The sequence below is a fragment of the Ramlibacter sp. MMS24-I3-19 genome (assembly GCF_050320135.1).
GTDB lineage: Bacteria > Pseudomonadota > Gammaproteobacteria > Burkholderiales > Burkholderiaceae_C > Ramlibacter.
In genome coordinates this window covers 1,007,571-1,034,326 of record NZ_CP190017.1, presented here as the reverse complement: position 1 = coordinate 1,034,326, position 26,756 = coordinate 1,007,571, and the positions used below count along the sequence as shown (strand labels likewise).

Genomic DNA, 26,756 nt, shown 5'->3' with positions numbered 1-26,756 from the left:
TCAACCAGCCGCCGAGGCCCGCTGCAGGCGATCGCGCACGCCATCCCAGGCGGCGTCGGCCGGGGGCGTCTCGATCCAGATCAGCTGCACGCCCTGGGCGTCGAACTCGCGCAGCACGGCGAACAGCTGGCGTGCAGTCTCGCGCGCGTCGTCCGGCATCCGCCGGCGCAGCACGCCCGCGGCCGGCGTGGCCAGCGGGGTCCGCGACCACACCGCGATCTGCCGGGCCTGCGGCCCGAGCACGTCGAGCGCGGTCTGCAGGGCCTTCGCATCCATCAGCCGCACGCGGGCGCGCGGCGCGTAGTGCGCCTCCAGCGTGCCCGAGGCGCGCGGCGCCGGCTGCGGCAGGTCCTGCGCGCGCAGCACCGGCTGGCCGCAGGCCGCCTCGAGCTGCGCCACGTCGACCATGCCGGGCCGCAGCAGCACCGGCTGGCCACGGGTGCAATCGACGATGGTGGACTCGATGCCGACTTCGCACGGGCCACCATCGAGCACCAGCAGGTCGTCGCCAAATTCCGACTGCACGTGAGCCGCGGTCGTTGGACTGACACGCCCGAACTTGTTGGCGCTGGGACCGGCCAGGCCATGGATCGCCGGATCGGCCGCCGCGCACGCGCGCAGCAACGCCTGCATCGCAGGATGCGCGGGGCAGCGCACGCCGATCGACCCCTGGCCGGCCGCAGCGGCCGTGGCGCGTCCCTCACGCCGCGGCAGGATCAGCGTGAGCGGACCGGGCCAGAAGGCGTCGACCAGCCGCTGCGCGAACGGCGGTAACTCGGCGGCGAACTGCGCGATCGCTGCGGCGTCGGGCACGTGCACGATCAGCGGATGGTCGCTGGGCCGGCCCTTGGCCTCGAAGATGCGTGCGACAGCCTCGTCGCTGCTTGCGTCGGCGCCCAGGCCATAGACGGTCTCGGTGGGAAAGGCGACCAGCTCGCCGCGCTGCAGCCGCCGGACGGCCTCGTCCAGCGCGGCAGGGTCGCGCGCGTCGCGGATCATGCTGAGAACGGCGGCAGGCCGAGCAGCTCGCAGGCGCGCAGTGCGATCGTCCGCGCAGCGCCAGCGTCCTCGGCGATGACCGTGAGGTGACCCATCTTGCGGCCCGGCCGCGCCTGGGCCTTGCCATAGAGGTGCAGGTGGGCGCCGGGCAGGGCCAGCACCGCGGCCCAGGGCGGGGTGCGCTCGCCGGCGGGCGTGAACCACAGGTCGCCCAGCAGGTTGAGCATCACCGCATGGCCATGCTGGCGCGGCTGCACCAGCGGCAGCGCCGCCAGCGTTCGCACCTGCAGCTCGAACTGCGACACGTCGGCGCCCTCGATGCTCCAGTGGCCGCTGTTGTGCGGGCGTGGCGCCATCTCGTTGACGATCAGGCGGCCGTCCTGCAGCACGAAGAACTCGACGCAGAGCACGCCGACGTAGCCGAGGCCCTGCGCGATCGCACGCGTGGCTTCGATGACCTGCGCGGCGGTCTCCCGCGGCAGGACACCATCGCCGACTTCGGTCACGGCCAGGATGCCGTCGCGATGCAGGTTGCGCTGCACGGGCAGGTGGACCATCGCACCGTCGGCGCCGCGCGCGACCACCACCGAGCATTCGAACGCCAGCGGCAGCAGTTGCTCCAGCACGCAGGGCACGCGCTTCTGCGCATCCCACGCGGCGGCGAGTTCGTCGCGCGAGGACACGCGCGCCTGGCCCTTGCCGTCGTAGCCCAGGCGCGCGGTCTTCAGGATGCCGGGCAGCAGCTGCGCATCCACGGCCTGCAGCTGGGCCTCGGTTTCGATCACCGCATGCGGCGCGCACGGCACGCCGCAGCGCAGGAAGTGCGCCTTCTCGCGCGCGCGGTCCTGCGCGATGGAAACCGCCTCGGCGCCCGGGGCAACGGGCAGGTGCTTCGCAAGCTCCGCCAGCGCCTGCGCCGGCACGTTCTCGAATTCGGTCGTCACCGCTGCCGCTGTCCGCGCGAGTTCGCGCAAGCCTTCGCCGTCGAGGTAGCCGGTGCGGATGTGCACGTGGCTCACGCGCCCGGCGGGGCTGTCGGCATCCGGATCGAGCACGGCTGTGGCGTAGCCCAGCCGCTGCGCCGCGTGCACGAACATGCGGCCGAGCTGGCCGCCGCCCAGCACGCCCAACATGCAGCCGGGCAGCAGCGGTTTGCGCGCTTCGCTCATGCGGCTGGCGGCAGGGTCATGGCCCGCGCTGCCTCGGTCTGCCGCGCGCGGAAAGCGTCGAGCTTCGCGCGCAGCTGCGGGTCCTGCGCGGCCAGCATGGCCACTGCGAACAGCGCTGCATTGGCGGCACCTGCCTCGCCGATGGCGAAGGTGGCGACGGGCACGCCCTTGGGCATCTGCACGATGCTGTGCAGCGAATCCATCCCGTGCAGGTGGCGGCTGGCCACCGGCACGCCGAGCACCGGCACCGTCGTCTTGGACGCGAGCATTCCCGGCAGGTGCGCGGCCCCGCCGGCGCCCGCGATGATGGCGCGCAGGCCCCGTGCAGCCGCCCCCTCGGCATAGGCAAACATGTCGTCGGGCATGCGGTGGGCGGACACGACCCGCGCCTCATGCGCGATGCCGAATTCCTGGAGAATCTGCACTGCGTGCTGCAGGGTGCTCCAGTCACTGCTGGATCCCATCACCACGCCGACCTGAACCGGGGGCATGTAGCTGCTCCTAAAGATGGAATTCTAAGGTTTCACCCTTCACGCCATGATCGACGTCACTCTGGAGAACTTCGAAACCGAAGTCATCGCCGCCTCGATGACCCAGCCGGTGCTGGTGGACTTCTGGGCCACCTGGTGCGGCCCCTGCAAGGTGATCGGCCCGATCCTGGAGAAGCTCGAGACCGACTACGCCGGTCGCTTCAAGCTGGTGAAGATCGATTCCGACCAGGAGCAGCAACTCGCCGCCGCGTTCGGCATCCGCAGCATCCCGACCTGCATCCTGTTGATGAACGGGCAGCCGGTCGACGGCTTCATGGGCGCGTTGCCCGAAGGCAAGCTGCGCGAGTTCCTCGACAAGCACCTGCCGCCGGCCGACGAAGCCCCCGAGGAGGAAATTGCCGAGGAGGAACTGCCGCTCGATGCGCAGGGCCAGCTGGAGAAGCTGCAGCACGCGCTGGCCACCAATCCGGCCGACGACGAGGCGCGCTTCCAGTACGTGCAGGCGCTGCTGCTCGCTGGCCGCCTGGACGAGGCGAAGACGGCGTTCGCGCCCGCCGCACCGAAGGCTGCCGGCCTCCGCCGCTTCGAATCGTTGCAGCGGGTGATCGAGGCGTTCGAGTTCGCGGCCCGGCAGGGCGCGGCGGCGCAGGCGATCACGGGCTTCGACGCGAAGATCGCCGCCAACAAGCGCGACTTCGAAGCCCGCTTCGGCAAGGCGCAGGTGCTGGCGGGCCAGCGCCGCTGGACCGAGGCGATGGACGAACTGCTGGAGATCCTGATGCGCGACAAGGCCTGGAACGAGGACGCCGCGCGCAAGACCTACATCGGCATCCTCGACGTCATCGAGCCGCCCAAGCCCAAGGTGGCCGAAGGGCAGATCCCGCCCGACGATCCGACCGTGGCGACGTATCGCCGGCGGCTGTCGAGCGTGGTGCTGAGCTGAGGAAATCTGTCATTCCCGCGAAGGCGGGAATCCAGGGCGTCCGGTCTCCTCGGCCGTTAACCTGGAAGCCTTCGGTCCCCGCCTTCGCGGGGACGACAAGCTCTGCTCCGCGATTCAGGTGGTCAGCCGCTCCAGCGCCTCGCGGTACTTGGCCGCGGTCTTCTCCACGACGTCCTGCGGCAGGCGCGGCGCGGGTGGCGTCTTATCCCAGGGCTTGCCGTTGATGCGCACCTGCTCCAACCAGTCGCGAACGAACTGCTTGTCGTAGCTGGGCGGGTTTTGGCCGGCGCGGTACGCGGCCTCGTAACCCTCGACGGGCCAATAACGCGAGGAGTCCGGCGTCAGCACCTCGTCCATCAGCACCAGCTCGCCCTTGGCATCGAGGCCGAACTCGAACTTGGTGTCCGCGATGATCATGCCCTTGGTGAGCGCGATGGCTGCGGCTTCCTGGTACAGCGCGATGCTGGTGTCGCGGATCTGCGCGGCCAGCTTCTCGCCCACGATCTGCACGGTGCGCTCGTACGTGATGTTCTCGTCGTGCTCGCCGGCATCCGCCTTGGCCGCCGGGGTGTAGATCGGCTGGGGCAGCTTCGCGGCATTGGTCAGGCCCTTGGGCAGCGGCACGCCGCAGACCGATTGCGTGGCCTGGTACTCCGTCCAGCCGCTGCCCGCGAGGTAGCCGCGCACGACCGCCTCGATCGGGACCGGCTTGAGCCGCTTGACCAGCATCGAGCGGCCGAGGACCTGCTGCGCCTCGGCCGACGTCACCACGCTCTCGGGCAGTTCACCCGTGAGGTGGTTGGGACACAGGTGGCCGAGCTTGCCGAACCAGTACAGCGCCATCTGCGTGAGCAGCTCGCCCTTGCCGGGAATGGGCTCGCCCATGATCACGTCGAAGGCCGAGAGCCGGTCGGTGGCGACCATCAGGATGCGGTCGTTGCCGACCGCATAGTTGTCGCGGACCTTGCCCCGCGCCAGCAGCGGCAGCGAGGTGAGCGAGGAGGTGTGCAGGGCGGTGGTCATGGTGGGGCGCCGAAGAAAAACGGCCCGCATCGGGCGGGCCGCTGATGATCGCACAGGGGGTGCAGCCGTCAGTTGACGGTCTGTGCCAGCTCGCCCTTCTGGTATTTCTGCGCCACGACCTGCAGCGTGTGGCCCTTGATCTTGGGGGCCTGCCCTTGGCAGCCGAACTCGAGGTAGCGCTGCTTGCAGATCTGCTTGGCGGCCTCGCGCGCCGGCTTCATCCACTCGCGCATGTCGAACTTGTCCGGGTTCTCGGCCATGAACTTGCGCACGGCGCCCGTCATCGCCAGGCGGATGTCGGTGTCGATGTTGATCTTGCGCACGCCGTGCTTGATCGCTTCCTGGATCTCCTCGACCGGCACGCCGTACGTTTCCTTCATCTTGCCGCCGTACTGGCGGATGATGGCCAGCAGGTCCTGCGGCACCGACGACGAGCCGTGCATCACCAGGTGGGTGTTGGGAATGCGGCGGTGGATTTCCTTGATGCGGTCGATCGCGAGGATGTCGCCGGTGGGCTTGCGGGTGAACTTGTAGGCGCCGTGGCTGGTGCCGATGGCGATGGCCAGCGCGTCGAGCTGCGTCTTCTTGACGAAATCGGCCGCCTGCTCCGGATCGGTGAGCAGCTGGTCGCGCGTCATGGTGGCGTCGGTGCCGTGGCCGTCTTCCTTGTCGCCCTTCATGGTCTCGAGCGAGCCCAGGCAACCCAGTTCACCTTCGACGGTGACGCCCAGCTTGTGCGCCATGTCGACCACCTTGCGCGTGACGTCGACGTTGTAGTCGTAGCTGGCGATGGTCTTGCCGTCCGCCTCGAGCGAGCCGTCCATCATCACCGAGGAGAAGCCCAGCTTGATGGCGCCGGCACACACGTCGGGGCTCTGGCCGTGATCCTGGTGCATCACCAGCGGGATCTCGGGATAGGCCTCGAGCGCGGCCTGGATCAGGTGCTTGACGAAGGGCTCGCCGGCGTACTTGCGGGCACCGGCGCTGGCCTGCAGGATCACCGGCGAGCCGGTCTCCTTGGCCGCTTCCATCACGGCCTGCACCTGCTCGAGGTTGTTGACGTTGAAGGCTGGGATGCCGTAGCCGTTCTCGGCGGCATGGTCCAGCAGTTCGCGCATGGAAACGAGAGGCATGGTGCAGTCCTGAAGTTGAAATGACCGGACCGTGGCGGTCCGCAGACCGCACGGTTCACTGCTGAAATTCTAGCGGGCGGGTCTGCCGCCGCACCCGGCACGAAAGTGCCATCCGCGGCGCGCCGAACGGCTCAGGCAACGCGGCAGATCTTCAGCATGTTGGTGCCACCGGGCGCACCCATGGGCTCGCCGGCCGTGATGGCGTAGATGTCGCCGGAGGCCACGATGCCGCGACGCTTGAGGTGCGCCTCGGCATCGCCCAGCGCGGTGTCGCGCTCGGCGCTCTGGTCCATCAGCAGCGGACGCACGTTGCGGTACAGGGCCATCCGGCGCTGCGTCTCGACCTTGGGGGTCAGCGCGTAGATCGGCACATGGATGCGATGCCGGCTCATCCAGAGAGCCGTGGACCCCGAATCGGTGAGCGCCACGATCGCCTTGCAGCCCAGGTGATGGGCCGTGAACAGCGCACCCATCGCGATGGACTGGTCGATGCGCGAGAAGCTCATGCCGGTGAAGTCGGCATCGAGCTTGACGTCCTCGGCCATCTCGGCTTCGGCGCAGATGTTGGCCATCTCGATCACCGTCTCCAGCGGGTACTTGCCGGTGGCGGTCTCGGCGCTGGTCATGACGGCGTCGGTGCCATCGAGCACCGCGTTGGCGACGTCGCTCACCTCCGCGCGGGTGGGCACGGGGTTGGTGATCATCGACTCCATCATCTGCGTGGCCGTGATCACCAGCTTGTCGCACTGGCGGGCCAGCCGGATCATCTTCTTCTGCAGCGCCGGCACGGCGGCATTGCCGACTTCCACCGCGAGGTCGCCGCGCGCGACCATGATGCCGTCGCTGGCCTTGAGGATGGATTCCAGGTTGGGGATGGCCTCGGCCCGCTCGATCTTGGCGATCAGGCCCGGCCGGTGCCGGTATTCGGACGCGGCCACGTTGCACAGCTGGCGCGCCATCTCCATGTCGGTGGCGGTCTTGGGAAAGCTGACGGCCACGTAGTCGGCCTGGAAGCTCATCGCGGTGCGGATGTCCTCCATGTCCTTGGCCGTCAACGCCGGCGCGGTGAGGCCGCCGCCCTGCTTGTTGATGCCCTTGTTGTTGGACAGCGTGCCCCCCAGCTTGACCAGCGTGTGCACCTGCTCGCCGCGCACGTCCTCCACGGTCAGCACGATGAGGCCGTCATTGAGCAGCAGCACGTCGCCGGCCTTCACGTCGCGCGGCAGCTCCTTGTAGTCCAGGCCCACGCCGCGCTGGTCGCCCAGCTCGGTGCGCGAGGCATCGAGCACGAACTTCATGCCGGGCTCGAGGTGCACCTTCCCTTCGGCGAACTTGCCGACGCGGATCTTGGGGCCCTGGAGGTCGGCCATGATGGCCACCTCGCGGCCGGCACGCTGCGCCGCCTCGCGCACCAGTCGGGCGCGGTCGATGTGGTCCTGCGCGGTGCCGTGGCTGAAGTTCAGGCGCACGACGTTCACGCCGGCGCGGATCATCTGTTCGAGCAGCTCGGGATCGCTGGACGCGGGGCCGAGGGTGGCGACGATCTTGGTGGCGCGACGGGCCATGGATGTTATTTCCTTCGTGTGAGTCGCCGGCATTCTCACACGGCACACCCGCCGCCTGCAGACAGCCCCCGGCTCAGCCCGCCGCGCGCTTCTGCAGGATCTCGAACGCGGGCAGCGTCTTGCCTTCCAGAACCTCGAGGAAGGCGCCACCACCGGTGGAGATGTAGCCCACGTCCTTCTCGATGCCGTACTTGGCAATCGCAGCCAGCGTGTCGCCGCCGCCTGCGATGCTGAAGGCACTGGAGTCGGCGATGGCGCGCGCGATGGTCTCGGTGCCCTTCGCGAACGCGTCGAACTCGAACACGCCGACCGGGCCGTTCCAGACGATGGTGCCGGCGGCCTTGAGCTGGGCGGCAAGGCGAGCAGCCGTTTCGGGACCGATATCGAGGATCAGGTCGTCGTCGGCGACATCGGTCGCCGCCTTCACCGTGGCCGGCGCATCGGCGGCGAAGGCCTTGGCCGTGACGACGTCGGTGGGGATCGGTACCTCGGCGCCGCGCGCCTTCATGGCGTCGATCACGGTCTTCGCTTCGCCGACGAGATCCTTCTCGGCCAGCGACTTGCCGATCTTCAATCCCGCCGCGAGCATGAACGTGTTGGCGATGCCGCCGCCGACGATCAGCTGGTCGACGTTCTTCGCCAGCGACTGCAGGATGGTGAGCTTTGTCGAGACCTTGGAGCCCGCCACGATGGCCGCCAGCGGGCGGCGCGGGTTGGCCAGTGCCTTGCTGATCGCGTCGATCTCGGCCGCCAACAGCGGGCCGGCGCAGGCAACCTTCGCGTACTGCGCGATGCCGTACGTGGAGGCCTCGGCGCGATGCGCGGTGCCGAAGGCGTCGTGCACGAAGATGTCGCACAGCGCAGCCAGCTTCTTCGCCAGCTCGGGGCTGTTCTTCTTCTCGCCCTTGTTCAGCCGGCAGTTCTCGAGCAGCACCACCTGGCCGGGACGCACATCGACGCCGTCGACCCAGTTGGACTTGAGCGGCACCTCGCGCCCCAGCAGTTCGGACAGTCGCTGCGCGACCGGCGCCAGCGAGTCCTCCGGCTTGAACTCGCCCTCGGTCGGACGGCCCAGGTGCGAGGTGACCATCACCGCCGCGCCGGCGTCGAGCGCCATGCGGATGCACGGGATGGAAGCGCGGATGCGCGTGTCCTCGGTGATGCGGCCACTGTCGTCCTGCGGCACGTTGAGGTCGGCACGGATGAACACGCGTTGGCCGTTGGCACGGCCCTGGGCACACAGGTCGGAGAAGCGGAGGATGTTCATGGATGGGTCAGGTGGCCGGGCCCGGCGGGCGCGGTGAAAGGGCAACCATTGTAGGAAGCAGCGGCGCCGCGACGGCCCCCATGGCCCGAAGGGGTGTCGGCTTCCTTCTGGGCGCGGGCTACCAGCCCAGCCCGAGGTGCAGGGGCAGGTACACGAGCATGCCCAGCGCGATGGTCCACAGGACGTCGCGGCGCCACGCGAATGCCGCGGCACCGGCGATGGCAGCGAACACGCGCGCGTCGAGCAGGCCGCTCCACTGGCCCTGCATCGTGAAGATCTCCGGCAGCACGACGGCCGAAAGCGCCGCGATCGGTGCGTACTGCAGCCCACGTTCGAGCCAACGTGGCATGGGCCATGGCCGGGCCGACAGAAAGAAGAAGCAGCGCGCGATCACGGTGACTGCCGCGAGCCCCGCAATGATGGCCAGCGTGCGCAGGTCGGTCATGCCTTCGAGGTCTGTCCGGCTCGCGTCCGCTCCATCGCCAGGCACAGGAGCACGGCGATCCCGATGGCGAGCACGATGTTGAGCTTGAGCGGCAATGCATAGGCCGCCGTTGCGGTCACCCCTGCCACCGCGGCCGCCACGATGCGCAGCCGCGTCGTCGCCAGTGCGCACAGGATGCCCAGCAGGCACAGGATGCCGGCGAATCCCAGCCCCCACTGCGTGGGGATGAAATTGGACAGGACGATGCCCACCAGGCTGCAGCCCACCCAGCTGGCCCAGTTCAGGAAGCAGTTGCCGGCGAGCCAGGCCTCCTGTGCGAGCTGTTCCGCGGAATCCAGCGGCGGATGGGCGAAGCGGCGCGTGAACAGCACGTAGCTCAGGTCGGCGGTGAGGTAGCCGTGCGTGAGACGCCGCCAGCGTGGCAGGCGCACGAGATAGGGCCGCAGGTGCAGGCTGAACACCACGAACCGCAGGTTGACGCAGAAGCCCGTCGCCAGGATCACCCAGGCCGGCGCGCCGGCCACCAGCAGCGGCAGCGAGGCCAGCTGCGAGCTGCCCGCGAAGACCATGACCGTCATCGCGATCGCTTCGGTGACCGACAGGCCGGACTTCACCATGGCAACGCCGGTCATCAAGCCCCATGCGGCGATGCCGGGGGCCTGCGGCACCATGTCGCGCATGCCGACGCGGAACTCCGGATGCCGCCGCAGCGACGGGAGGAAGAACATCAGCGCGCCGCGCCGCCGAAGCGGGTGCCTGGCGCGATCGTCAGGCCGCGCAACAGCTCGGCCGCGCCCATCCGCTTGCCGCCGGGGCGCTGCAGCTGCAGCACCCGGAGCACGCCCTCGCCAGTCGCCACATCGATGCCCTCGACGCCCGCCCGCACGACAGTGCCGGGGGCGTCGCTCGTACCCGGCAGCACCTGCGCGCGCCACAGCTTGAGCGTCTCCCCGCCACACTCGCCGCTCGCGCCCGGAAAGGGATCGAAGGCGCGCACGCGGCGCTCAATGTCGCGTGCTGGCTGCGACCAGTCCACGGCCGCCTCGGCCTTGTCGATCTTGTGCGCGTAGGTCACGCCTTCGGCAGGTTGTCGCGTGCGCTGCAGCCCGCCGCAGGCGGCAAGTTCCAGCGCCTCGACGATCAGCCGGCCGCCGAGCGCGGCCAGCTTGTCATGCAAGCTGCCCGTGGTGTCGTCCGGCGCGATGGCCACGCGTTCGACCAGCAGCATGTCGCCGGTGTCGAGCCCCGCGTCCATCTGCATGATCGTGATGCCGGTCTCCGCATCGCCAGCCTCGATTGCGCGATGGATGGGCGCGGCGCCACGCCAGCGTGGCAGCAGCGAGGCATGGATGTTCAGGCAGCCGAGACGCGGTGCGTCGAGCACCCACTGCGGCAGCAAGAGTCCGTAGGCGGTCACCACCATCACGTCGGCCTGCGCGGCGTCGATGGCGATGCGCGCTTGCGCGGCGTCTTCGGGGTTCTTGCCATCGAGCCGCAGGCTGCGCGGCTGCGCGACGGGGATTCCATGCGCCTGCGCGAACTGCTTGACCGGCGACGCCTGCAGCTTCATGCCGCGGCCTGCGGGCCGGTCGGGCTGCGTGAGCACCAGGGGAATCTCGAATCCGGCGCCGTGCAACCGCTCCAGTGCCACGCGGGCGAACTCGGGCGTGCCCGCGAAGATCAGCCGCATCGCGCTCCGGCCTCAGTTCTTGTCCGCGGGGGCGTTGATGAATTCCATGCCCGGATGCGCGCGCTGCACCACGCCGGCGGCATCCACGTAGACCCAATAGAACATGTCGCTGCGGTCGATGTCGCGCCAGCGGTAAGTGAGGATCGGGCCGTTCCAGCTGCCCACGTGCTCGATCATCGCGGGGGGGCCGAACTCGCGCTCGACGTCGTCGACGGTCCAGCGGCCCGGCACGATGCGGTTGAAGTCCAGCGTGTCGAGCACCTGCCGCACGCGGGTCACCTTGCCCGCGGAGTCGAGGTCGACCATCCAGGCGAACTGCCCGAACGGCTGCAACGAATACTGCAGGCGCTCTCCCCGGGAATGGCGACGGTGCGGGTAGGCTGTCCTAGCCGCTCGAGCACTGCGTGCCGGCTGGCGCCAACCGGCACGCGCTCGGCGTTGTACGGATTGGCGGCGCAGGCGGCGAGCACCAGCGCGGCAGCGGCAGCGGCAAGCAGTTGGCGCATGGCGGGCTCCTCAGGCGCGCACCGTGTCGCGGCGCGACTTGAGCATCTTGGTCTTGATGCGATTGCGCTTGAGAGGCGACAGGTATTCGACGAAGACCTTGCCCAGCAGGTGGTCCATCTCGTGCTGGATGCAGACCGCCAGCAGCCCCTCGGCCTCGATGGTGCGCGGCTCGCCCTTCTCGTCGAGAGCGCTCACGCGCACCGACGACGAACGCTCCACGCCGTCGTAGATGCCGGGCACCGACAGGCAGCCCTCCTCGTTGACCTGCTTCTCCGGGCTGGCCCACACGATCTCGGGATTGATCAACACCAACGGGCGGTCGCGCTCCTCCGATACGTCGATGACGATCACGCGCTCGTGCGCGTCCACTTGCGTGGCTGCGAGGCCGATGCCGTGGGCGTCGTACATGGTCTCGAGCATGTCGGCCACGAGCTGGCGGATGCGCGCATCGACAGCCTGCACCGGCTTGGCCACGGTGTGCAGGCGCGGATCGGGGTAGCAGAGGATGGGGAGGAGGGCCATGGAAGGAATGAAGCGGGGGCGCCTGGAAGCGGCACCCAGTCTGTGGCTATTTTCGCTACTTTTGCTCGTGCGCGCCGTCCCGCTCCGGCATAAACGTTGCCCAATCAAGGGCTTGCCCGCAGAATCGGCAGTGATTTGTCAAGTTCCGCAACGAGGAGGAAGAAGATGATGGCCCACCGCAAGGTTCTGGGCGGTGTCCCCCGCACGCCTGGCGTGCCGCAGCTGTCCTGGCCGCCGTGCTGGCGACGCTGCCGGTCGAGGCGCAGACACCCAACCTGACCATCACTCCCGGCCAACGCGCCACGGCCCAGCAGGTCGCGCAGGCTGGCGTCCCGCTGTCGGCACTGGCGCCCAACGCGCCCGACACCTACACGGTCAAGAAGGGCGACACGCTCTGGGCCATCTCGACGATGTACCTCACCAGCCCGTGGCGTTGGCCCGAACTGTGGGGCATGAACATGGACGAGGTGCGCAACCCGCACCTCATCTATCCGGGCCAGATCCTGGTGCTGGAAAAGGTCGATGGCCTCGCACGCCTGCGCGTCCAGGGCGAGCCGGCGCCCGAGGTCGTGCGCGTCTCGCCGCGCATCCGCTACCAGGCGCTGGCCGATGGCTCGATCCCGACCCTCGCGCCCGGCGCCATCGAGCCGTTCCTGGCTGAGCCGATCATCGTGGGTGAAGGTGCGCTGCAACGCGCCCCGCGCATCGTCGCAGCGACGGACGAGCGCGTGCTTCTCACCCGGGGCGACCGGCTGTACGCGCGCTCCAGCGATGGGCAGGCAATGTCCGACGCAGGCGGCCGCGCCAATGATTACCGCGTGTTCCGCAGCGCCACGCCGCTGCGCGACCCGTACACCCACGCCATCCTCGGCTACGAGGCGCAGTTCCTCGGTCGCGCCAACCTGGTCCGCGGCGAGGGCAGCGAGACCGTCACGTCCGATGGCGGGAGCCGCACGACGCCGGTCCCGGCCACGCTCGACGTTGTCTCGGCCCGCAGCGAGATGCGCGTGGGCGATCGCCTGCTGCCCGAGCCCGAGCGCCAGATCACCAGCTACGCACCGCGCGCACCGTCGCAGCAGGTCGACGCTGCAATCGTGTCGGTGTACGGCGACGCGGTCGGCCTGGTCGGCCACAACCAGGTGGTCGTGATCAACAAGGGCACGGCGGACGGCATCGAGTCCGGCTACGTGATGGCCGTCCAGCGTGCCGGTGCGCGCATCGTGGATCGCTCGCAACCCGGCGAGAGCACCGAGATCAAGCTGCCCAACGAGCGCAATGGCCTGCTGATGGTCTTCCGCCCGTTCGAGCGGCTGTCGTATGCCCTGGTGCTCCAGTCGTCCCAGGAAGTGCAGATCGGCGACCGGGTGGTGAACCCGCGCTGACCCGGCAGGTCGCGATGGAGCGCGAGGAGCTGGCTGCCTGGCTCCGGCTCGCGATGACGCCCGGCATCGGGCGCATCGGGGCGCGGCGGCTGCTCGCGACCTTCGGACTCCCACAGCGACTGTTCGACGCCAGCCCGGAAGCCCTGGCGGCAGGCGCCGGCCCTGTGGCCGTCAAGGCGCTCGAGTCCGAGCCGAAAGGCTGGCGGGAACAGGTCGACCTGACCTGGCACTGGCTGCAGGCCGACCCGGCCACCCGCCGCCTGCTCACGCTGGCTGACCCGCAGTATCCCCAGGCCATGCTGCAGACGGAGGATCCGCCACTGCTGCTGTTCGCGCAGGGACAGCCGGTTCACGAGTGGCCACGCGCGATCGCGGTCGTCGGCAGCCGAAATCCCACGGCACAGGGTCGCATCCACGCACTGCAGTTTGGCCGCACCTTCGCCCAGGCCGGCCTGACGGTGGTGTCCGGTCTCGCGCTGGGTGTGGACGGCGCCGCCCACGAAGGCGCGCTGGACGGCGCTGCCGACGGCCAGCTGGCCACCATCGCCGTCGTGGGAACGGGACTCGATCGCGTGTATCCCAGCCAGCATCACGAACTGGCGCATCGCATCGCCGAGCGCGGCGTGCTGCTCTCCGAATACCTGCTCGGCACGCCGCCACTGGCCGAGAACTTCCCGCAGCGCAACCGCATCATCGCGGGCCTGGGGCTGGGCACGCTGGTGGTCGAGGCCGCGCTGCAATCGGGTTCGCTGATCACGGCGCGCATGGCGCTCGAACAGGGCAAGGACGTCTTCGCGATCCCTGGCTCCATCCATTCGCCGCAGGCGCGCGGCTGCCATGCGCTGCTCAAGCAAGGTGCCAAGCTGGTGGAAACCGCGCAGGACGTGCTCGAGGAACTCGCGCCGCAGGCCACCGTGCAACCCGCAGCGCGCATCGCGCCATCCGAACAGCCGCTGCTGCGCGCCATGGGTTACGACCCTGTCGGCCTGGACGCACTCGTCGCGCGCACCGGCATGTCCGCGGCCTCGCTGCAGGTCGCCCTGCTCGAGTTCGAACTGCAGGGGCGCGTGGCGCGCCTGCCGGGCGGCCTGTTCCAGCGCATCGAGCAGGGCTGAGCGCACGCGACGCGCGAGCGCAACATCGCTCCATGCACGCATCGCAGGGATGCGGTCCTGGGCTATATTGGTCTCCATGTTCGAAGTGCTGGTGTTCGTCTACGAAAACTACTGGCGCGGGGACGCGTGTCCCGAACTGGAGCTGCTCGGTCGCAAGCTGAGTGCCCAGGGTTTCGAGCCGGAGGAGATCCAGCAGGCGCTGGTCTGGCTCGACGGGCTGCACCTCGTCGCCCACGGCACCGAGCTCGATACGACCGCATCCGCCCCGTTGTCCTCCGCGTCGGTGCACAGCATGCGCATCTACTCGGTGGCCGAACAGGATCACCTCGGGTCGCAGTGCCTGGGCTTCATCAGCTTTCTCGAGTCTGCCGGCGTGCTGCCTCCCGCACTTCGCGAGATCGTGGTCGATCGCGCGATGGCCGCACCGGGCGATCCGGTCTCCGTCGACGACCTGAAGATCATCGTTCTGATGGTCTACTGGAGCATGGGGCAGGAACCCGACGCGTTGGTGCTCGACGAGCTGTGTGAGGACACGTCCTCACGACTGCCTCATTAGTCCACTTCGCTCCAGCATGAGACAAGGCCCGCATCGCGGGCCTTGTTCTTGGAGATTGACGGGACTCGGTGCCCCCGTCAGGCGAGCAGCCGCTCCGGATTCGCGTCCAGCTTGGCCAGCGCATCGCGCGTGGCGCGAACGGTGAGCGCTTCCTCCTCGGCCGGGAACAGCAGGCCGGCCTGCAGGTAGGACGCCAGACGCCGCGCCTGGACAAGGAAGCTGCGGCCCTCGGTGGAAGCGAACAGGTGCAGCTGCCGGCGATCGCTGCGCCACACGTACTGCACCTGGTGCACCTTCCCACTGTGGTCGAGGGTGAACCAGTTGCCCTGCTGCAGTTCCATCGCCCACGCCATCATCGCGTCGCTCGGATGCGAGCCGCCATCGGTGACCACCTCGATCATCGATGCGTCGATGCCCAGCATCAGTTCGATGCTTTCGGCATCCAGCGGCAGTTCGGCGGCCGGATCGTCGGCGATGAAGTCCTCGAGGTTGGCCAGCCGCTTGGTCATGGCATCGATCTGCGCCTGCGGGATCGCTTCGGTCTTCGACATGAAGGCATCGGCCAGCGTGTCCCCGATCACCTTGATGTGCTTCTCCTGGTCGGCGGTCGACAGGCCCAGCAAGGCCATGCCCTTGCGCAGGCGCTGGAGCAGTTGCGGCAGGTCGTGGATCACGCGCGCACGCTCGGTGCGATTGGGCTTGGCGCTGGCCGACCACACCAGGTCGGCCGCCGATTTCTTGAGGGCGATCGTCTCCTCGTGCTGGGCTCCAAATCTGACTGCCGCGACGGCCAGCACTTCCGCCCACACCTTGAACAGGAACTCGCGCAGCTCCTCGCGCACAGGCAGGTCGTTGAGCATCTTGCGCAACTCGATGGTGTACTGCACGGCCATCGTTTCCTTCTGCTCGACCTGCTGCGCAACGCTCACCAGCCGCTGCGTGTCGCCCTTCTCGGTGAGGAACTTGGCCAGGAACTTCTGGAACTCCTCGTAGACCAGCTGGAACACGCGGCGGCCGGTCTCCGGGTACTGCTCGATGACCTGCACCACCCGCTTGATCTCGGTCTCGAGCGCACTGCCGGTGATGGTGGCCGCGCTGAAGCCGAGCACGCACGATCCCATGCGGTCGATCAGCTGACGGGCCGGATGCTGCAGCGTGCCGAAGAACTCGGGTTCGGCGAGCGCCACCCGTAGAACCGGCATCTGCAGCCGGGCGAACCACACACGCACGGCCGGCGGAATGCGCTCCTCGGACAGGATGCTCTGGAACATCAGGGCCACGATCTCGATGGTGGCCTTCTCGGTCTGCGTGGTGGCCTTGCGCTTGAGTTCGCCAGTGCGCTCGCGCAGGTCGACGGCGACGCGCTCGACCGCGGCATCGTCGTAGACCACCACTTCCTGCACGGTCGCCTGGCCGTCGATGCGCGTCTGCACCTGCGTCTGCACCTGCACGGTCTGCTGGTTCATGGCCTGAGCCAGGCCCGGCGAAGGCGGCACGACCTGCTCGGGGTTGTAGCCTGCACGGTCGGTGAGCAGGCGCTTGAGCTGCCCCAGGACGCCGCTGGCGCGCATGCGGGCGCGGGCGAGCGGCGTGCTGGATGTCATCATGCGGGTTTCTTCGGCCACGCCGCCGGCGCGGGTGCCCCCCGCCTGCGTGGCGGTCGCCGGCGCCCCGGGCGTGCGGCCGAAGCCGGTGTTGGGACCGAAGCCCGTCGCGCCGAAGCCGGTACCGCCGCCACCGCCGCCGCCTCCACCACTCCCGCCGCCGACTGCGGCCGGCGAGCCGCCGATCGAAATGCCGATGCCGCCACCGCCACCGGAACCCGAACCGGTGCCATTGCCGCCGCCAGTGCCCGGCACGGCTTGGCCGGACACGCCGCTGCGTCCGCCGCCACCACCGGCGCCGGTGTAGCCGCTGGCGCCGCTGCCGGCGAAGCCGGAACCGCCACCCACGCCGCTGCCGGTGGTGCCGCCTCCGTACCCTCCTGAACCCGGCGAGCCGCCGGCCAGTCCGCCTTCCTGGGCGGTCTGGGCACCAGCCGGACCACCAGCCCCGCCCCCACCCCCACGCGCGGGCGACGAGGCGGCCCGCCTGACCTTTGCGGAGCGATCGATCTCCGGCAGCACGCCCCGACCGACGAGGAAAGCGTTGGTCGATTCGTACGCTGCGACCGCGCGTTCGGTCATCTGCTTCTGGATCACCTCCTGCGCCAGCTGCCAGGTGGTGCGCTGCAGCCCCGCCGAGGACCACTGCTCGATCATGGACTGGGCGATGGTCTCCGGCCGCAGCACATCCTGCGGGCCCAGTTCCTGGCCGTCCTCGAGGTGCTGCATGCGCACCTTCAGGTCATTGAGGGTCCAGGTCGCCTTCTCCGCGATGGAAAGCGCCAGGCGCGAGGCCAGGATCTTGTTCTCGACGACGTCGTCGCCGATCAACTCGAGGTTCAGCGCCTCCAGCCGCACCTTGGCGCTGGCACTGGGCGGTGCCAGCGCCTTGCGCCACGCGGCGGTCGTGGCCTCGAGCCACGCCTTGCGCAGGCGGTCGAATTCGACCATCGCGTCGCGGCGCGTCTGCGCTTCCCGACTGCTGCCGGGCTGGTCGACGACTTCGATGAGCCGCGTGCGAATGGCTTCGGACAACGGCTGCAGGACCCCTTCGAGCTGGCTCACGAAGTGCTCGCGCGCCTGGCGCGCGAGCGGAACCGAAGGAGGAGTCTGCGTGCGTTTCACTGCTGGCTTGCGCTAGACCACGGCTCCCGCGTTGGGATCGCTGCTGTCGTCCCGGCGCGAAGGGGCCTTCATCAGGTCCTCGCGCTTGACGCCCAGCCACATGGCGAGGGCCGCGGCGACGAACACGGAGGAGTAGATGCCGAACAGGATGCCGATGGTCAGGGCCAAGGCGAAGTAGTGCAGCGTGGCGCCGCCGAACAGCAGCATCGACAGCACCATGATCTGGGTCGACCCGTGGGTGATGATCGTGCGGCTGATCGTCGACGTGATCGCGTTGTCGATGATCTGCACGGTGTTCATCTTGCGGTAGCGGCGGAAGTTCTCCCGGATCCGGTCGAAGATGACCACCGACTCGTTGACCGAGTAGCCCAGCACCGCCAGCACCGCCGCCAGCACCGCCAGCGAGAACTCCCACTGGAAGAAGGCGAAGAAGCCCAGGATGATCACCACGTCGTGCAGGTTGGCGATGATGGCTGCCACGGCGAACTTCCACTCGAAGCGGAACGCCAGGTAGATGACGATGCCCACCACGACCATCGCCAGCGCCTTCAGGCCGTCGGTCGCCAGCTCCTCGCCGACCTGGTCCCGACGATCTCCGTGCGGCGCAACGACACGGCTGGATCACCGGCCTTGAGCGCCGTCATCACCCGTTCGCTCTGTTGCGCGGAACTCACGCCTTTCTGCGCCGGCAGCCGGATCATGACGTCGCGCGCGGTGCCGAAGTTCTGGACCTGGACGTCCGTGAAGCCCAGTCCGGCGACGGTCTGCCGCACCTTTTCGACATCGGCGGGCTGGCTGTAGGCGACCTCCATCACGGTGCCGCCGGTGAACTCCACCGAGAGGTGAAGCCCCTTGGTGACGAGGAAGAAGACGGCTGCGGCGAAGGTGAGGAACGAAATCACGTTGAACGCCAACGCGTTCCGCATGAACGGGATGTCCCGCCGGATCTTGAAGAACTCCATCTGTTTCCGCCTACTCCGCCTTGGTTATAGCCTGCTCCGGGCTCGGACGCCAGACGGTGCCGATCGAAACGGTCTTGAGCTTCTTCTGCCGGCCGTACCAGAGGTTCACCAGGCCGCGCGAGAAGAAGACGGCGGAGAACATCGAGGTCAGGATGCCGATGCAGTGGACGACTGCGAACCCGCGCACCGGGCCGGAGCCGAAGGCGAGCAGCGCCAGGCCGGCGATCAGGGTGGTGACATTGGAGTCCAGGATGGTCGCCCAGGCCCGGTCGTAGCCGGCATGGATCGCCGCCTGCGGCGAGACCCCATTGCGCAACTCCTCGCGCACCCGCTCGTTGATCAGGACGTTGGAGTCGATCGCCATGCCCAGTGCCAGCGCCATGGCCGCCATGCCCGGCAGCGTCAGGGTGGCCTGCAGCATGGACAGGATGGCCACCAGCAGCAGCAGGTTCACGGCCAGCGCCAGGCCCGAGAACAGGCCGAACAGCATGTAGTAGATGGCCATGAAGGCCACGATGGTCGCGAAGCCCCAGGCCACGCTGTGGAAGCCCTTGGCGATGTTCTCCGCGCCCAGGGTCGGGCCGATGGTCATCTCCTCGATGATCTCCATCGGCGCAGCGAGGGCACCCGCGCGCAGCAGCAGTGCCAGGTCATTGGCCTCGCTGACGCTCATCGAGCCGGAGATCTGGAACCGGTTCCCCAGCTCGCCCTGGATCACCGGGGCCGTGAGCACCTCGCCCTTGCCCTTCTCGAACAGCAGGATCGCCATCCGCTTCTTCAGGTTCTCGCGGCTGACGTCGCGCATGATGCGGCCGCCCTTGGCGTCCACGGTGAGGTCCACCTTGGGCTGTTGCGTCTGCTGCTCGAAGCCGGGCTGGGCATCCGTGAGGCTCTCGCCGGTGAGGATCACCTGCTTCTTGACGACCACCGGCCTGCCATTGGGCTCGAGGTAACGCTCGGAGCCGAATGGCACCGGGCCGGTGCCGAGTTCTGCCGCGCGGCCTTCGCTGCTCTCGTCCACGAGCCGCATCTCCAGCGTCGCCGTGCGGCCCAGGATCTGCTTGGCGCGGGCGGTGTCCTGCACGCCCGGCAGCTGCACGACGATGCGGTCGGCCCCCTGCTGCTGGATCACCGGCTCGGCCACGCCCAGCTCGTTGATCCGGTTGTGCAGGGTGGTCATGTTCTGCTTGAGGGCCTGCTCCTGCACCCGGCGAGCCGCCTCGGGACGCAACGTGGCGGTCAGCTTGTAGTCGGTGCCCTCGGCCGCGTCGACGGCCTGCAGTTCGGGAAACTGGTCCTGGATGATGCGCTTGGTGGCATCGACGCTCTGGCTGTCGCGCAGCCGCACTTCCACGGCCTGTCCGTTGCGGCTGATGCCACCGTGCCGCACGCCCGCCTCGCGCAGCTGGGTGCGCAGGTCGCCCGCCAGCGATTCGGCCCGCTTGGTCAGTGCCGCCTGCATGTCCACCTGCAGCATGAAGTGCACGCCGCCGCGCAGGTCCAGGCCCAGGTACATCGGGGCGGCATGGATGGCGGTGAGCCAGCCGGGCGACCCCGAGAGCAGGTTCAGGGCCACCACGTACGGCGCGTCGTCGGGATTCGGCGCCAGCGCCTTCTGGATGGCGTCGCGCGCCTTCAACTGGGTGTCGGTGCTGTCCAGGCGCACCTTGACCGAATTCGGGTCCAGCGCGATCGACACCGGCTTGACCCCACCGGCTGCGAGCGCCTGCTCCACCTTGGCCTGCGTGGTGGCGTCGATCTTGACGGTGGACTTGGCGGACGACACCTGCACCGCGGGTGCCTCGCCGAACAGGTTAGGCAGCGTGTACAGCACGCCCACCACGAGAGCGATCACGATGATCGCGTACTTCCAGACCGGATAACGGTTCATGCGGGGACCACCGGAAATGCAGGCCGCGCGCCGGATGGCGCGCGACGGGTCGTTACTTGATCGTGCCCTTGGGAAGGACCTGGACCACGGCGCTGCGCTGCAGCTGGACTTCGATGCCGTTGGCGATCTCGACGCCGACATAGGTGTCGCCCAGCCGCGTGACGCGCCCCAGCAGGCCGCCGGCGGTGGCGACCTCGTCGCCCTTGGCGAGCGCCTCGATCATGGATCGATGCTCCTTCTGCCGCTTCATCTGCGGCCGGATCATCACGAAGTACAGCACCACGAACATGAGCACCAGGGGCAGCATGCTCATGAGGGAGGATTGCATGTCGCCGCCGCCGGTGGCGGTCTGGGCGAAGGCGGACGGAATGAACACTGTGGCTCCAGGAAATGCGATCGTTCTGCAAGTCGCTACCGCCCGGACAGCACAGGGGCTGCGCAGGCAGCGCACAAGCATCGGATTGTAGTCGGCAGGGGGTGGCGCCCCGACGCCGCATCCCCCCGCGCTTTCCCGGGAACTCAGGCCGCGTGCCGCGCCGGGACCGGGTTGGCGCGCCAGCGCTCCATCAGCGCCTGCCACCGCTCGCGAGCGGCAACGAGATTGCGCTCCTTCACGTGGCCGAATCCCTTGATCTGCTCCGGGATCGCCGCGATCTCCAGGGCCAGCGCATGGCTGGCGCCGTCGAGCCTGGCCAGCACCTGCTCGATGCTGGCGCGGTACTCGCCAATGAGCGCGCGCTCGGTCCGGCGTTCCTCCGTGTGGCCAAAGACGTCGAACGGCGTGCCGCGCAATCGACGCAGCCTGGCCAGCACGCGGAAGCCGAGCGTCATCGCCTGGCCGTACTTGCGCTTGACCAGCTCGCCCTTGGCATTGCGCTTGGCCAGCAACGGCGGCGCCAGGTGGTAGTTCACCTTGTAGTCGCCCTCGAACATGGCGGCGATGCGCTCCTGGAACCCGGTCTCGGTGTGCAGGCGCGCCACCTCGTACTCGTCCTTGTAGGCCATCAGCTTGAACAGGTTCCGCGCGACCGTCTCCGCCAAGCCCGACTTGCCCAGCGGCGCTTCGGCCGCACGCACCCGATCCACGAACGCCAGGTAGTCGCGTGCATACGCAGCGTTCTGGTAGGCGGTGAGGAACTCGACGCGCCGGGCCACCAGGGACTCCAGGGTCTCGCGCGGCTTGAACGCGATCACCTGCGCTGGCGACAGCAGTTGCTCGACACGCGCGGCGTCATGGGCGGCCTGCCGGCCCCATTCGAAGGCCGCCTTGTTGCTGTCCACGGCCACGGCATTGAGCTCGATGGCACGCAGCAGCGACGCGAGCTCCAGCGGCACCCAGCCCTTCTGCCACGCATAGCCGAGGAGCATCGGGTTGGTGTAGATGCTGTCGCCCATCAACTTCGTTGCGGTGGCATCGGCATTGAAGCTGCCCAGTTGCCCCGAACCGACTGCACCAGCGATTTCAGCCAGGCAGGCATCGGCCGGATTCGCCCAGTTGCCGTTCTTCACGAACGCCGCGGTCGGCGTGCTGTGCGCATTCAGGGCGACACGGGTGCGGCCCTGGCGCATGCGCAGCACGGTCTCCTTGCCCGCGGCCACGATCGGGTCGCAGCCGATCACCAGGTCGGCCGCGGCCATGCCGACCCGCGTGGTATGGATCTCGTCGGGCGAGTTGCCGATCAGGACGTGGCTCCAGGTGGCGCCACCCTTCTGGGCCAGGCCGGCCGCATCCTGCGTGACGATGCCCTTGCCTTCGAGATGCGCGGCCATCCCGAGCAACTGGCCGATGGTGATGACGCCCGTGCCACCGACGCCGGCCACCACGATGCCGTAGGCACCCTGCAGCGCAGGCAGCGCCGGCTGCGGCAGCTCGCCGAGTTCGTACGGCGACGCCGCCTTGGCCTTCGCCTTGCCTTTCAGCTTGCCGCCTTCGACGGTGACGAAGCTGGGGCAGAAGCCCTTCAGGCAGCTGGTGTCCTTGTTGCAGGTGCTCTGGTTGATGGTGCGCTTGCGGCCGAACTCGGTCTCAAGCGGCTCCACCGAGAGGCAGTTGCTCTTGACGCTGCAATCGCCGCAACCTTCGCAGACCAGGTCGTTGATGACGACGCGCACTGCCGGATCGACCATGGTGCCACGCTTGCGGCGGCGCCGCTTCTCGGTGGCGCAGGTCTGGTCGTAGAGGATGGCCGTGGTGCCCGGGATCTCGCGGAACTCGCGCTGGATGCGATCGAGCTCGTCGCGGTGCTCCACGCCCACGCCGGGCGGCAGCTTGGCCACGGTGTACTTCTCCGGTTCGTCGGTCACCACCACCAGCTTGCCGACACCTTCGGCAACCAGGCTGTGCGCGATCTGCAGCACCGAGTGGCCCTCGGGCCGTTCGCCGACCTGCTGGCCGCCGGTCATCGCGACGGCGTCGTTGTAGAGAACCTTGTACGTGATGTTGACGCCCGCGGCGATCGATTGGCGGATCGCCAGCAGCCCGCTGTGGAAGTACGTGCCGTCGCCCAGGTTGGCGAACACGTGCTTCTCCTTGGTGAACGGCTGCTGCCCGACCCACGGCACGCCCTCGCCGCCCATCTGCGTGAAGCCGATGGTGGAGCGATCCATCCAGGTCGCCATGAAGTGGCAGCCGATGCCGGCCATGGCACGCGAGCCTTCCGGCACCACGGTCGACGTGTTGTGCGGGCAGCCCGAGCAGAACCAGGGCAGGCGGTCAGCCTTGACCTCCAGCACCTGCATCGCACGCTCCTTGGCCTCCAGGATCGCCAGTTGCGCGTCGAGCCGCGCCGTGGTGTCCGCATCCAGGCCCAGCTTCTTCAGGCGACGCGCGATCGCGCGCGCGATCAGCGCCGGCGACAGGTCCGCATTCGCGCGCAGCAGGGTGTTGGCAGACGGATTGGGCATCGACCATTCGCCGCCGCTGTAGTCGCCCTCGGCCTCGTCGAACTTGCCGACCACGGTGGGGCGCACGTCTGAGCGCCAGTTATAGAGCTCCTCCTTCAGCTGGTACTCGATGACCTGGCGCTTCTCCTCGACCACCAGGATCTCGCGCAGGCCTGTGGCGAAGGCGCGCGTGATCTGCGCTTCCAGCGGCCACACCACGGCCACCTTGTGCACGCGGATGCCGAGGCGCCGACAGCTGTCCTCGTCCAGTCCGAGATCGGCCAGCGCCTGGCGCGTGTCGTTGTACGCCTTGCCGCTGGCAATGATGCCGAAGCGGTCGTTCGGGCCTTCGATCACGTTGTGGTTCAGGCGGTTGGCGCGGATGTACGCCAGTGCGGCGTACCACTTGAAGTCGAACAGGCGCGACTCCTGCTCGAGGGCCGCGTCGGGCCAGCGGATGTGCACGCCGCCGGGCGGCATCGTGAAGTCCTGCGGCAGCTGGATCTGCACGCGCTCGGGATCGATCATCGCCGTGGCGCTGGACTCCACGATTTCCTGGATCGTCTTCATGCCGGTCCACACGCCGGCATAGCGGCTCATGGCAAACGCGTGCACGCCCAGGTCCAGGATTTCCTGCACGTTCGTGGGGAAAAACACCGGCAGCCCGCAGGCCTTGAAGATGTGGTCGCTCTGGTGCGCCGCGGTGGAACTCTTGGCCACGTGGTCGTCGCCAGCCACCGCGATCACCCCGCCCCACGGCGTGGTGCCCGCCATGTTGGCGTGCTTGAAGACGTCGGAGCAGCGGTCCACGCCCGGGCCCTTGCCGTACCAGATGCCGAACACGCCGTCGAACTTCTGCTCGGCCTTGGGCACGAAGCCCAGCTGCTGCGTGCCCCACAGCGCGGTGGCGGCCAGTTCCTCGTTCACCCCCGGCTGGAACACGATGTTCTGCGCCTTCAGGTACTTGCTCGCCTTCCACAGCGCCTGGTCGTAGCCGCCGAGCGGCGAGCCGCGGTAGCCGCTCACGAAGCCGGCCGTGTTCTTGCCCACCAGCGCGTCGCGCTGGCGCTGCAGCATCGGCAGCTTCACCAGCGCCTGCACGCCGCTCATGAAGGCGCGGCCGTAGTCCAGCGAATACTTGTCGTCGAGGGTGACGGTCTCCAGCGCCTTGCGAATGTGTTCTGGCAGGGGGGCGTTCATCGTGTCTCCAGCGGATGCCGCAGTGTAGGGTCGCGGCCGCGGTAAGTCTTTGCTTTTGATGCCGTCCACAGGCTAGGATGAGAAAGAATCTTTCTCCGAAGAACTCATCATGGAAAGCCTGGACAAGTTCGACCTGCGCATCCTGGAAGAACTGCAAGCCGACGGACGCCTCACCAACGCCGAGCTCGCGCAGCGCGTGGGCTTGTCGGCCGCGCCGTGCTGGCGCCGCGTGCGCGCGCTGGAGGAAGCCGGCTACATCAAGGGCTACCACGCCGAGATCGACCGCCACAAGATCGGCCTGGGCGTGCTCGCGTTCGTGCGGCTGGACGCCGATCGCAACACCGGCGAGCGCACGCGCGAGATGGAGGAGGCGATCCGCAAGATCCCCGAGGTCGTCTCGTGCCACTACATCAGCGGCGCCGGCACCTTCGAGCTGCAGGTGGTGTCGAGCAATCTCGACACCTTCTCGCAATTCGCGCGCAAGGTGCTGATCAACCTGCCCAACGTGAAGGACCTGCACACCAGCTTCTCGCTGGGCGAGGTGAAGGACAGCAGCGCGCTGCCGCTGCGGCACCTGGAGCCGCAGCCCTGAACTCTCGCTACTGCTGGCGCTGGCAGCGCACCGTCGAGGCTTGCGGCTGCAGGAGGTGCAACACTGCTCCCGCGTCGCCGGGCGGCAATCCGAACTCGGCGCGCAGGCGGTCGTTCGACCAGACCGTCTGCTCGGGGGTGACGCCGCCTGCATCGCGCAGCAACGTCTCCTCGCCTTGCGCAAGACCGGCCAGCGTCAGCGTGTCCTCGCGGATCAGGACGTGGATCGTCGTCCCGTTGTCGCAGGCATAGGCGATGCCCTGCGAGGCCGGTGGATCCGAGGGGGCTCACCCTGTCGCTCCTGCCGGGCCTGCGCGGATCCGGTCTGCACCGCGGGCGCAACGGAGGGCGGATCGAGGGACGCGCATCCGACCGTCATCAGCAGCAAGGTTGCCGCCGCGGCCTGCACAAGGCTCCGCGCCCTCATCGTGGCCACAGCGCCCACAGCCGCAGCGGCTGCTTCAGGCGGCCGGCGAGATCGCCCGCCTCCGCGCCCCAGCCGACGAAATAGTCGGCACGCACCGCGCCGACGATCGCACTGCCGGTGTCCTGCGCCAGCACCAGGCGCTGCAGGCTCGCCATCGGCCCGCTGGAGGCAAGCCACACGGGCGTGCCGTACGGGATGCTCTCCTTGTCGACCGCGATCGAGCGACCGGGCGTGAGCGCCACGCCCTGCGCACCGCGGGGACCGAAGGCCGCATCGAACTCGCCCAGCGCCTCCTCGCGGAAGAACACCACGCGCGGATTGCTCCAGAGCATCTCCTGCACCCGCTGCGGGTTGTCGCGCGCCCAGGCCTTGATGCCGGGCCACGAGGCATCGCGCAAGGCTCCCTGCTGCAGCAACCAGCCACCGACGCTGCGATACGGCTGCTCGTTGCTGCCGGCGTAGGCCACGCGCACCATGCGCACCGAACCGTCGGCCTCGGTGACCCGCAGGCGGCCCGACCCCTGGATCTGCAGCACCAGCGCATCGAGCGGGTCGGCCACCCAGGCGATCTCGCGCCCCTGCAGTTGCGCACGCGCCTGCGGCAGCGTGTCGATCTCCTGCCGCGTGTACCACGGCCTGCGGGGCGAGAGGCCTGAAGGTGGGCCGTACAGCGGGATCGTGCGTCCGGCATCCGGCCGGCGAGACGCCTCGACCATCGGCTCGTAGTAGCCCGTGAGCAGTCCGTCGGCCGGACCTTGCAGGGACTCGATGCGATAGGGCTGCAGCCGCTGCCGCATCCAGGCCCGCTGCTCGTCGTCGCTGGCGATCGAGAGCTGCCGCACCTGGGGACACAGGCGCGCGAAGGCAGCCGGCGGCCGCTCGCAGCTGCGCAGCCATGCGTTCCAGGCCTCGTGCAGCGCGTCGCTGTCAAAGCCGGGCAACTCGTCCCACCGCACCGGCACCCAGCGGCTGCGGCCTTGCAGCAGCACGGGCGGCAGTGGCGCATCGTCGCGCGCGAGCGGGGCAGGAGGGACGGACGAAGGCGAGGATGGCGAATCCGGCGGCGGCATGTCCGGCGGCAGTGGCGCGGCGCAACCCGCCAGGATTCCTACAATCGCCGTCACCACCCAGCCGAATCTCATGTTGCTGCTGTTCCTGGAAGCGCTGCTGGCGCTGCTGATCTTCGTCGCGATCGTCTGGTGGACCATGTTCTCAGGGCGGCCGGGCGGTGAACCGCCCAAGGACGACGAGCCGCCTGCACGTTGA

Annotated in this window: 24 protein-coding genes and 1 pseudogene; 6 read left to right on the top strand and 19 right to left on the bottom strand. The window is 68.7% G+C overall.

Translation table 11 applies throughout. The features are described 5' to 3' along the window. Genes ACPWT1_RS04995 through purE form a run of 3 tightly spaced genes read right to left on the bottom strand, consistent with a single transcriptional unit; the run spans position 1 to position 2,659 of the window. Entirely contained in the window at positions 1-999 is a 999-nt protein-coding gene (locus tag ACPWT1_RS04995) for an L-threonylcarbamoyladenylate synthase (RefSeq protein WP_427914300.1), read from the bottom strand. Next, positions 996-2,168 carry a 5-(carboxyamino)imidazole ribonucleotide synthase gene (locus tag ACPWT1_RS04990; RefSeq protein ID WP_427914299.1) on the bottom strand — a complete coding sequence of 391 codons (1,173 nt, stop codon included), beginning with the start codon at positions 2,166-2,168 and terminating at the stop codon, positions 996-998. Before ACPWT1_RS04990 ends, ACPWT1_RS04995 begins: the two co-directional genes overlap by 4 nt. Further along, a complete protein-coding gene (gene purE / locus ACPWT1_RS04985; RefSeq protein WP_427914298.1) occupies positions 2,165-2,659 on the bottom strand; it encodes a 5-(carboxyamino)imidazole ribonucleotide mutase in 495 nt (164 codons plus the stop codon). Before purE ends, ACPWT1_RS04990 begins: the two co-directional genes overlap by 4 nt. Positions 2,660-2,705: 46 nt before the next feature. Between purE and trxA the strand changes: the two genes are divergently transcribed. Beyond that, positions 2,706-3,602 carry a thioredoxin gene (gene trxA, locus ACPWT1_RS04980; protein WP_427914297.1) on the top strand — a complete coding sequence of 299 codons (897 nt, stop codon included), beginning with the start codon at positions 2,706-2,708 and terminating at the stop codon, positions 3,600-3,602. A 114-nt stretch (positions 3,603-3,716) separates the two neighbouring features. Here trxA and ACPWT1_RS04975 read toward each other — a convergent pair whose 3' ends face one another. The 9 genes from ACPWT1_RS04975 to def all read right to left on the bottom strand — a co-directional run bounded on the left by ACPWT1_RS04975 (position 3,717) and on the right by def (position 11,754). Continuing rightward, positions 3,717-4,625 (bottom strand): phosphoribosylaminoimidazolesuccinocarboxamide synthase, encoded by a 909-nt coding sequence (locus tag ACPWT1_RS04975; protein ID WP_427914296.1) that lies wholly within the window; start codon positions 4,623-4,625, stop codon positions 3,717-3,719. A 68-nt stretch (positions 4,626-4,693) separates the two neighbouring features. Then, positions 4,694-5,758, bottom strand: coding sequence for a class II fructose-bisphosphate aldolase (gene fba, locus ACPWT1_RS04970; RefSeq protein ID WP_427914295.1), 1,065 nt, complete (start codon positions 5,756-5,758; stop codon positions 4,694-4,696). Positions 5,759-5,889: 131 nt separating this feature from the next. After that, positions 5,890-7,323 carry a pyruvate kinase gene (pyk, locus tag ACPWT1_RS04965; protein ID WP_427914294.1) on the bottom strand — a complete coding sequence of 478 codons (1,434 nt, stop codon included), beginning with the start codon at positions 7,321-7,323 and terminating at the stop codon, positions 5,890-5,892. A gap of 73 nt (positions 7,324-7,396) precedes the next feature. After that, complete coding sequence (locus tag ACPWT1_RS04960; RefSeq protein WP_427914293.1) at positions 7,397-8,590, bottom strand: phosphoglycerate kinase; 1,194 nt, start codon at positions 8,588-8,590, stop codon at positions 7,397-7,399. 118 nt (positions 8,591-8,708) lie between these two features. Further along, positions 8,709-9,035, bottom strand: a complete 327-nt coding sequence (locus ACPWT1_RS04955) for an AzlD domain-containing protein (protein WP_427914292.1) — start codon at positions 9,033-9,035, stop codon at positions 8,709-8,711. After that, positions 9,032-9,763, bottom strand: coding sequence for an AzlC family ABC transporter permease (locus ACPWT1_RS04950; RefSeq protein WP_427914291.1), 732 nt, complete (start codon positions 9,761-9,763; stop codon positions 9,032-9,034). Before ACPWT1_RS04950 ends, ACPWT1_RS04955 begins: the two co-directional genes overlap by 4 nt. Further along, complete coding sequence (fmt, locus tag ACPWT1_RS04945) at positions 9,763-10,725, bottom strand: methionyl-tRNA formyltransferase (RefSeq protein WP_427914290.1); 963 nt, start codon at positions 10,723-10,725, stop codon at positions 9,763-9,765. Before fmt ends, ACPWT1_RS04950 begins: the two co-directional genes overlap by 1 nt. Positions 10,726-10,737: 12 nt before the next feature. Continuing rightward, positions 10,738-11,058 carry a hypothetical protein gene (locus tag ACPWT1_RS04940; protein ID WP_427914289.1) on the bottom strand — a complete coding sequence of 107 codons (321 nt, stop codon included), beginning with the start codon at positions 11,056-11,058 and terminating at the stop codon, positions 10,738-10,740. A 183-nt stretch (positions 11,059-11,241) separates the two neighbouring features. Beyond that, entirely contained in the window at positions 11,242-11,754 is a 513-nt protein-coding gene (gene def / locus ACPWT1_RS04935; protein ID WP_427914288.1) for a peptide deformylase, read from the bottom strand. A gap of 227 nt (positions 11,755-11,981) precedes the next feature. Here def and ACPWT1_RS04930 point away from each other — a divergent pair, with 227 nt between their 5' ends. The 3 genes from ACPWT1_RS04930 to ACPWT1_RS04920 all read left to right on the top strand — a co-directional run bounded on the left by ACPWT1_RS04930 (position 11,982) and on the right by ACPWT1_RS04920 (position 14,807). Further along, complete coding sequence (locus ACPWT1_RS04930) at positions 11,982-13,136, top strand: LysM peptidoglycan-binding domain-containing protein (protein ID WP_427915511.1); 1,155 nt, start codon at positions 11,982-11,984, stop codon at positions 13,134-13,136. Between the two features lie 14 nt (positions 13,137-13,150). Continuing rightward, positions 13,151-14,251 (top strand): DNA-processing protein DprA, encoded by a 1,101-nt coding sequence (gene dprA, locus ACPWT1_RS04925; RefSeq protein WP_427914287.1) that lies wholly within the window; start codon positions 13,151-13,153, stop codon positions 14,249-14,251. Between the two features lie 76 nt (positions 14,252-14,327). Continuing rightward, complete coding sequence (locus ACPWT1_RS04920) at positions 14,328-14,807, top strand: DUF494 domain-containing protein (RefSeq protein WP_427914286.1); 480 nt, start codon at positions 14,328-14,330, stop codon at positions 14,805-14,807. 77 nt (positions 14,808-14,884) lie between these two features. Here the strand turns inward: ACPWT1_RS04920 and ACPWT1_RS04915 are convergent, their stop codons facing one another. From ACPWT1_RS04915 to ACPWT1_RS04895, 5 genes and pseudogenes are all read right to left on the bottom strand, one after another. Beyond that, the gene (locus tag ACPWT1_RS04915) at positions 14,885-17,536 is read right to left on the bottom strand and encodes a DUF1631 family protein (RefSeq protein ID WP_427914285.1); all 2,652 of its coding nucleotides are present in this window, start codon (positions 17,534-17,536) and stop codon (positions 14,885-14,887) included. Positions 17,537-17,548: 12 nt separating this feature from the next. Beyond that, positions 17,549-18,498: pseudogene (gene secF, locus ACPWT1_RS04910) on the bottom strand (protein translocase subunit SecF). 10 nt (positions 18,499-18,508) lie between these two features. Further along, positions 18,509-20,389: a protein translocase subunit SecD gene (gene secD / locus ACPWT1_RS04905; RefSeq protein ID WP_427914284.1), complete on the bottom strand. Its 1,881-nt coding sequence runs from the start codon at positions 20,387-20,389 to the stop codon at positions 18,509-18,511. Positions 20,390-20,441: 52 nt separating this feature from the next. After that, entirely contained in the window at positions 20,442-20,765 is a 324-nt protein-coding gene (yajC, locus tag ACPWT1_RS04900) for a preprotein translocase subunit YajC (protein WP_427914283.1), read from the bottom strand. A gap of 143 nt (positions 20,766-20,908) precedes the next feature. Continuing rightward, entirely contained in the window at positions 20,909-24,472 is a 3,564-nt protein-coding gene (locus ACPWT1_RS04895) for an indolepyruvate ferredoxin oxidoreductase family protein (protein ID WP_427914282.1), read from the bottom strand. A gap of 109 nt (positions 24,473-24,581) precedes the next feature. On the opposite strand from ACPWT1_RS04895, the gene ACPWT1_RS04890 reads away from it, so the two are divergent. Next, positions 24,582-25,064 (top strand): Lrp/AsnC family transcriptional regulator, encoded by a 483-nt coding sequence (locus tag ACPWT1_RS04890; protein WP_427914281.1) that lies wholly within the window; start codon positions 24,582-24,584, stop codon positions 25,062-25,064. Positions 25,065-25,071: 7 nt separating this feature from the next. Here ACPWT1_RS04890 and ACPWT1_RS04885 read toward each other — a convergent pair whose 3' ends face one another. Both ACPWT1_RS04885 and mltA read right to left on the bottom strand, forming a co-directional pair. Continuing rightward, a complete protein-coding gene (locus ACPWT1_RS04885; protein WP_427914280.1) occupies positions 25,072-25,227 on the bottom strand; it encodes a hypothetical protein in 156 nt (51 codons plus the stop codon). Between the two features lie 259 nt (positions 25,228-25,486). Next, positions 25,487-26,614 (bottom strand): murein transglycosylase A, encoded by a 1,128-nt coding sequence (mltA, locus tag ACPWT1_RS04880; RefSeq protein WP_427914279.1) that lies wholly within the window; start codon positions 26,612-26,614, stop codon positions 25,487-25,489. On the opposite strand from mltA, the gene ACPWT1_RS04875 reads away from it, so the two are divergent. After that, a complete protein-coding gene (locus tag ACPWT1_RS04875) occupies positions 26,559-26,756 on the top strand; it encodes a hypothetical protein (RefSeq protein WP_427914278.1) in 198 nt (65 codons plus the stop codon). The two genes, mltA and ACPWT1_RS04875, sit on opposite strands and share 56 nt — an antisense overlap.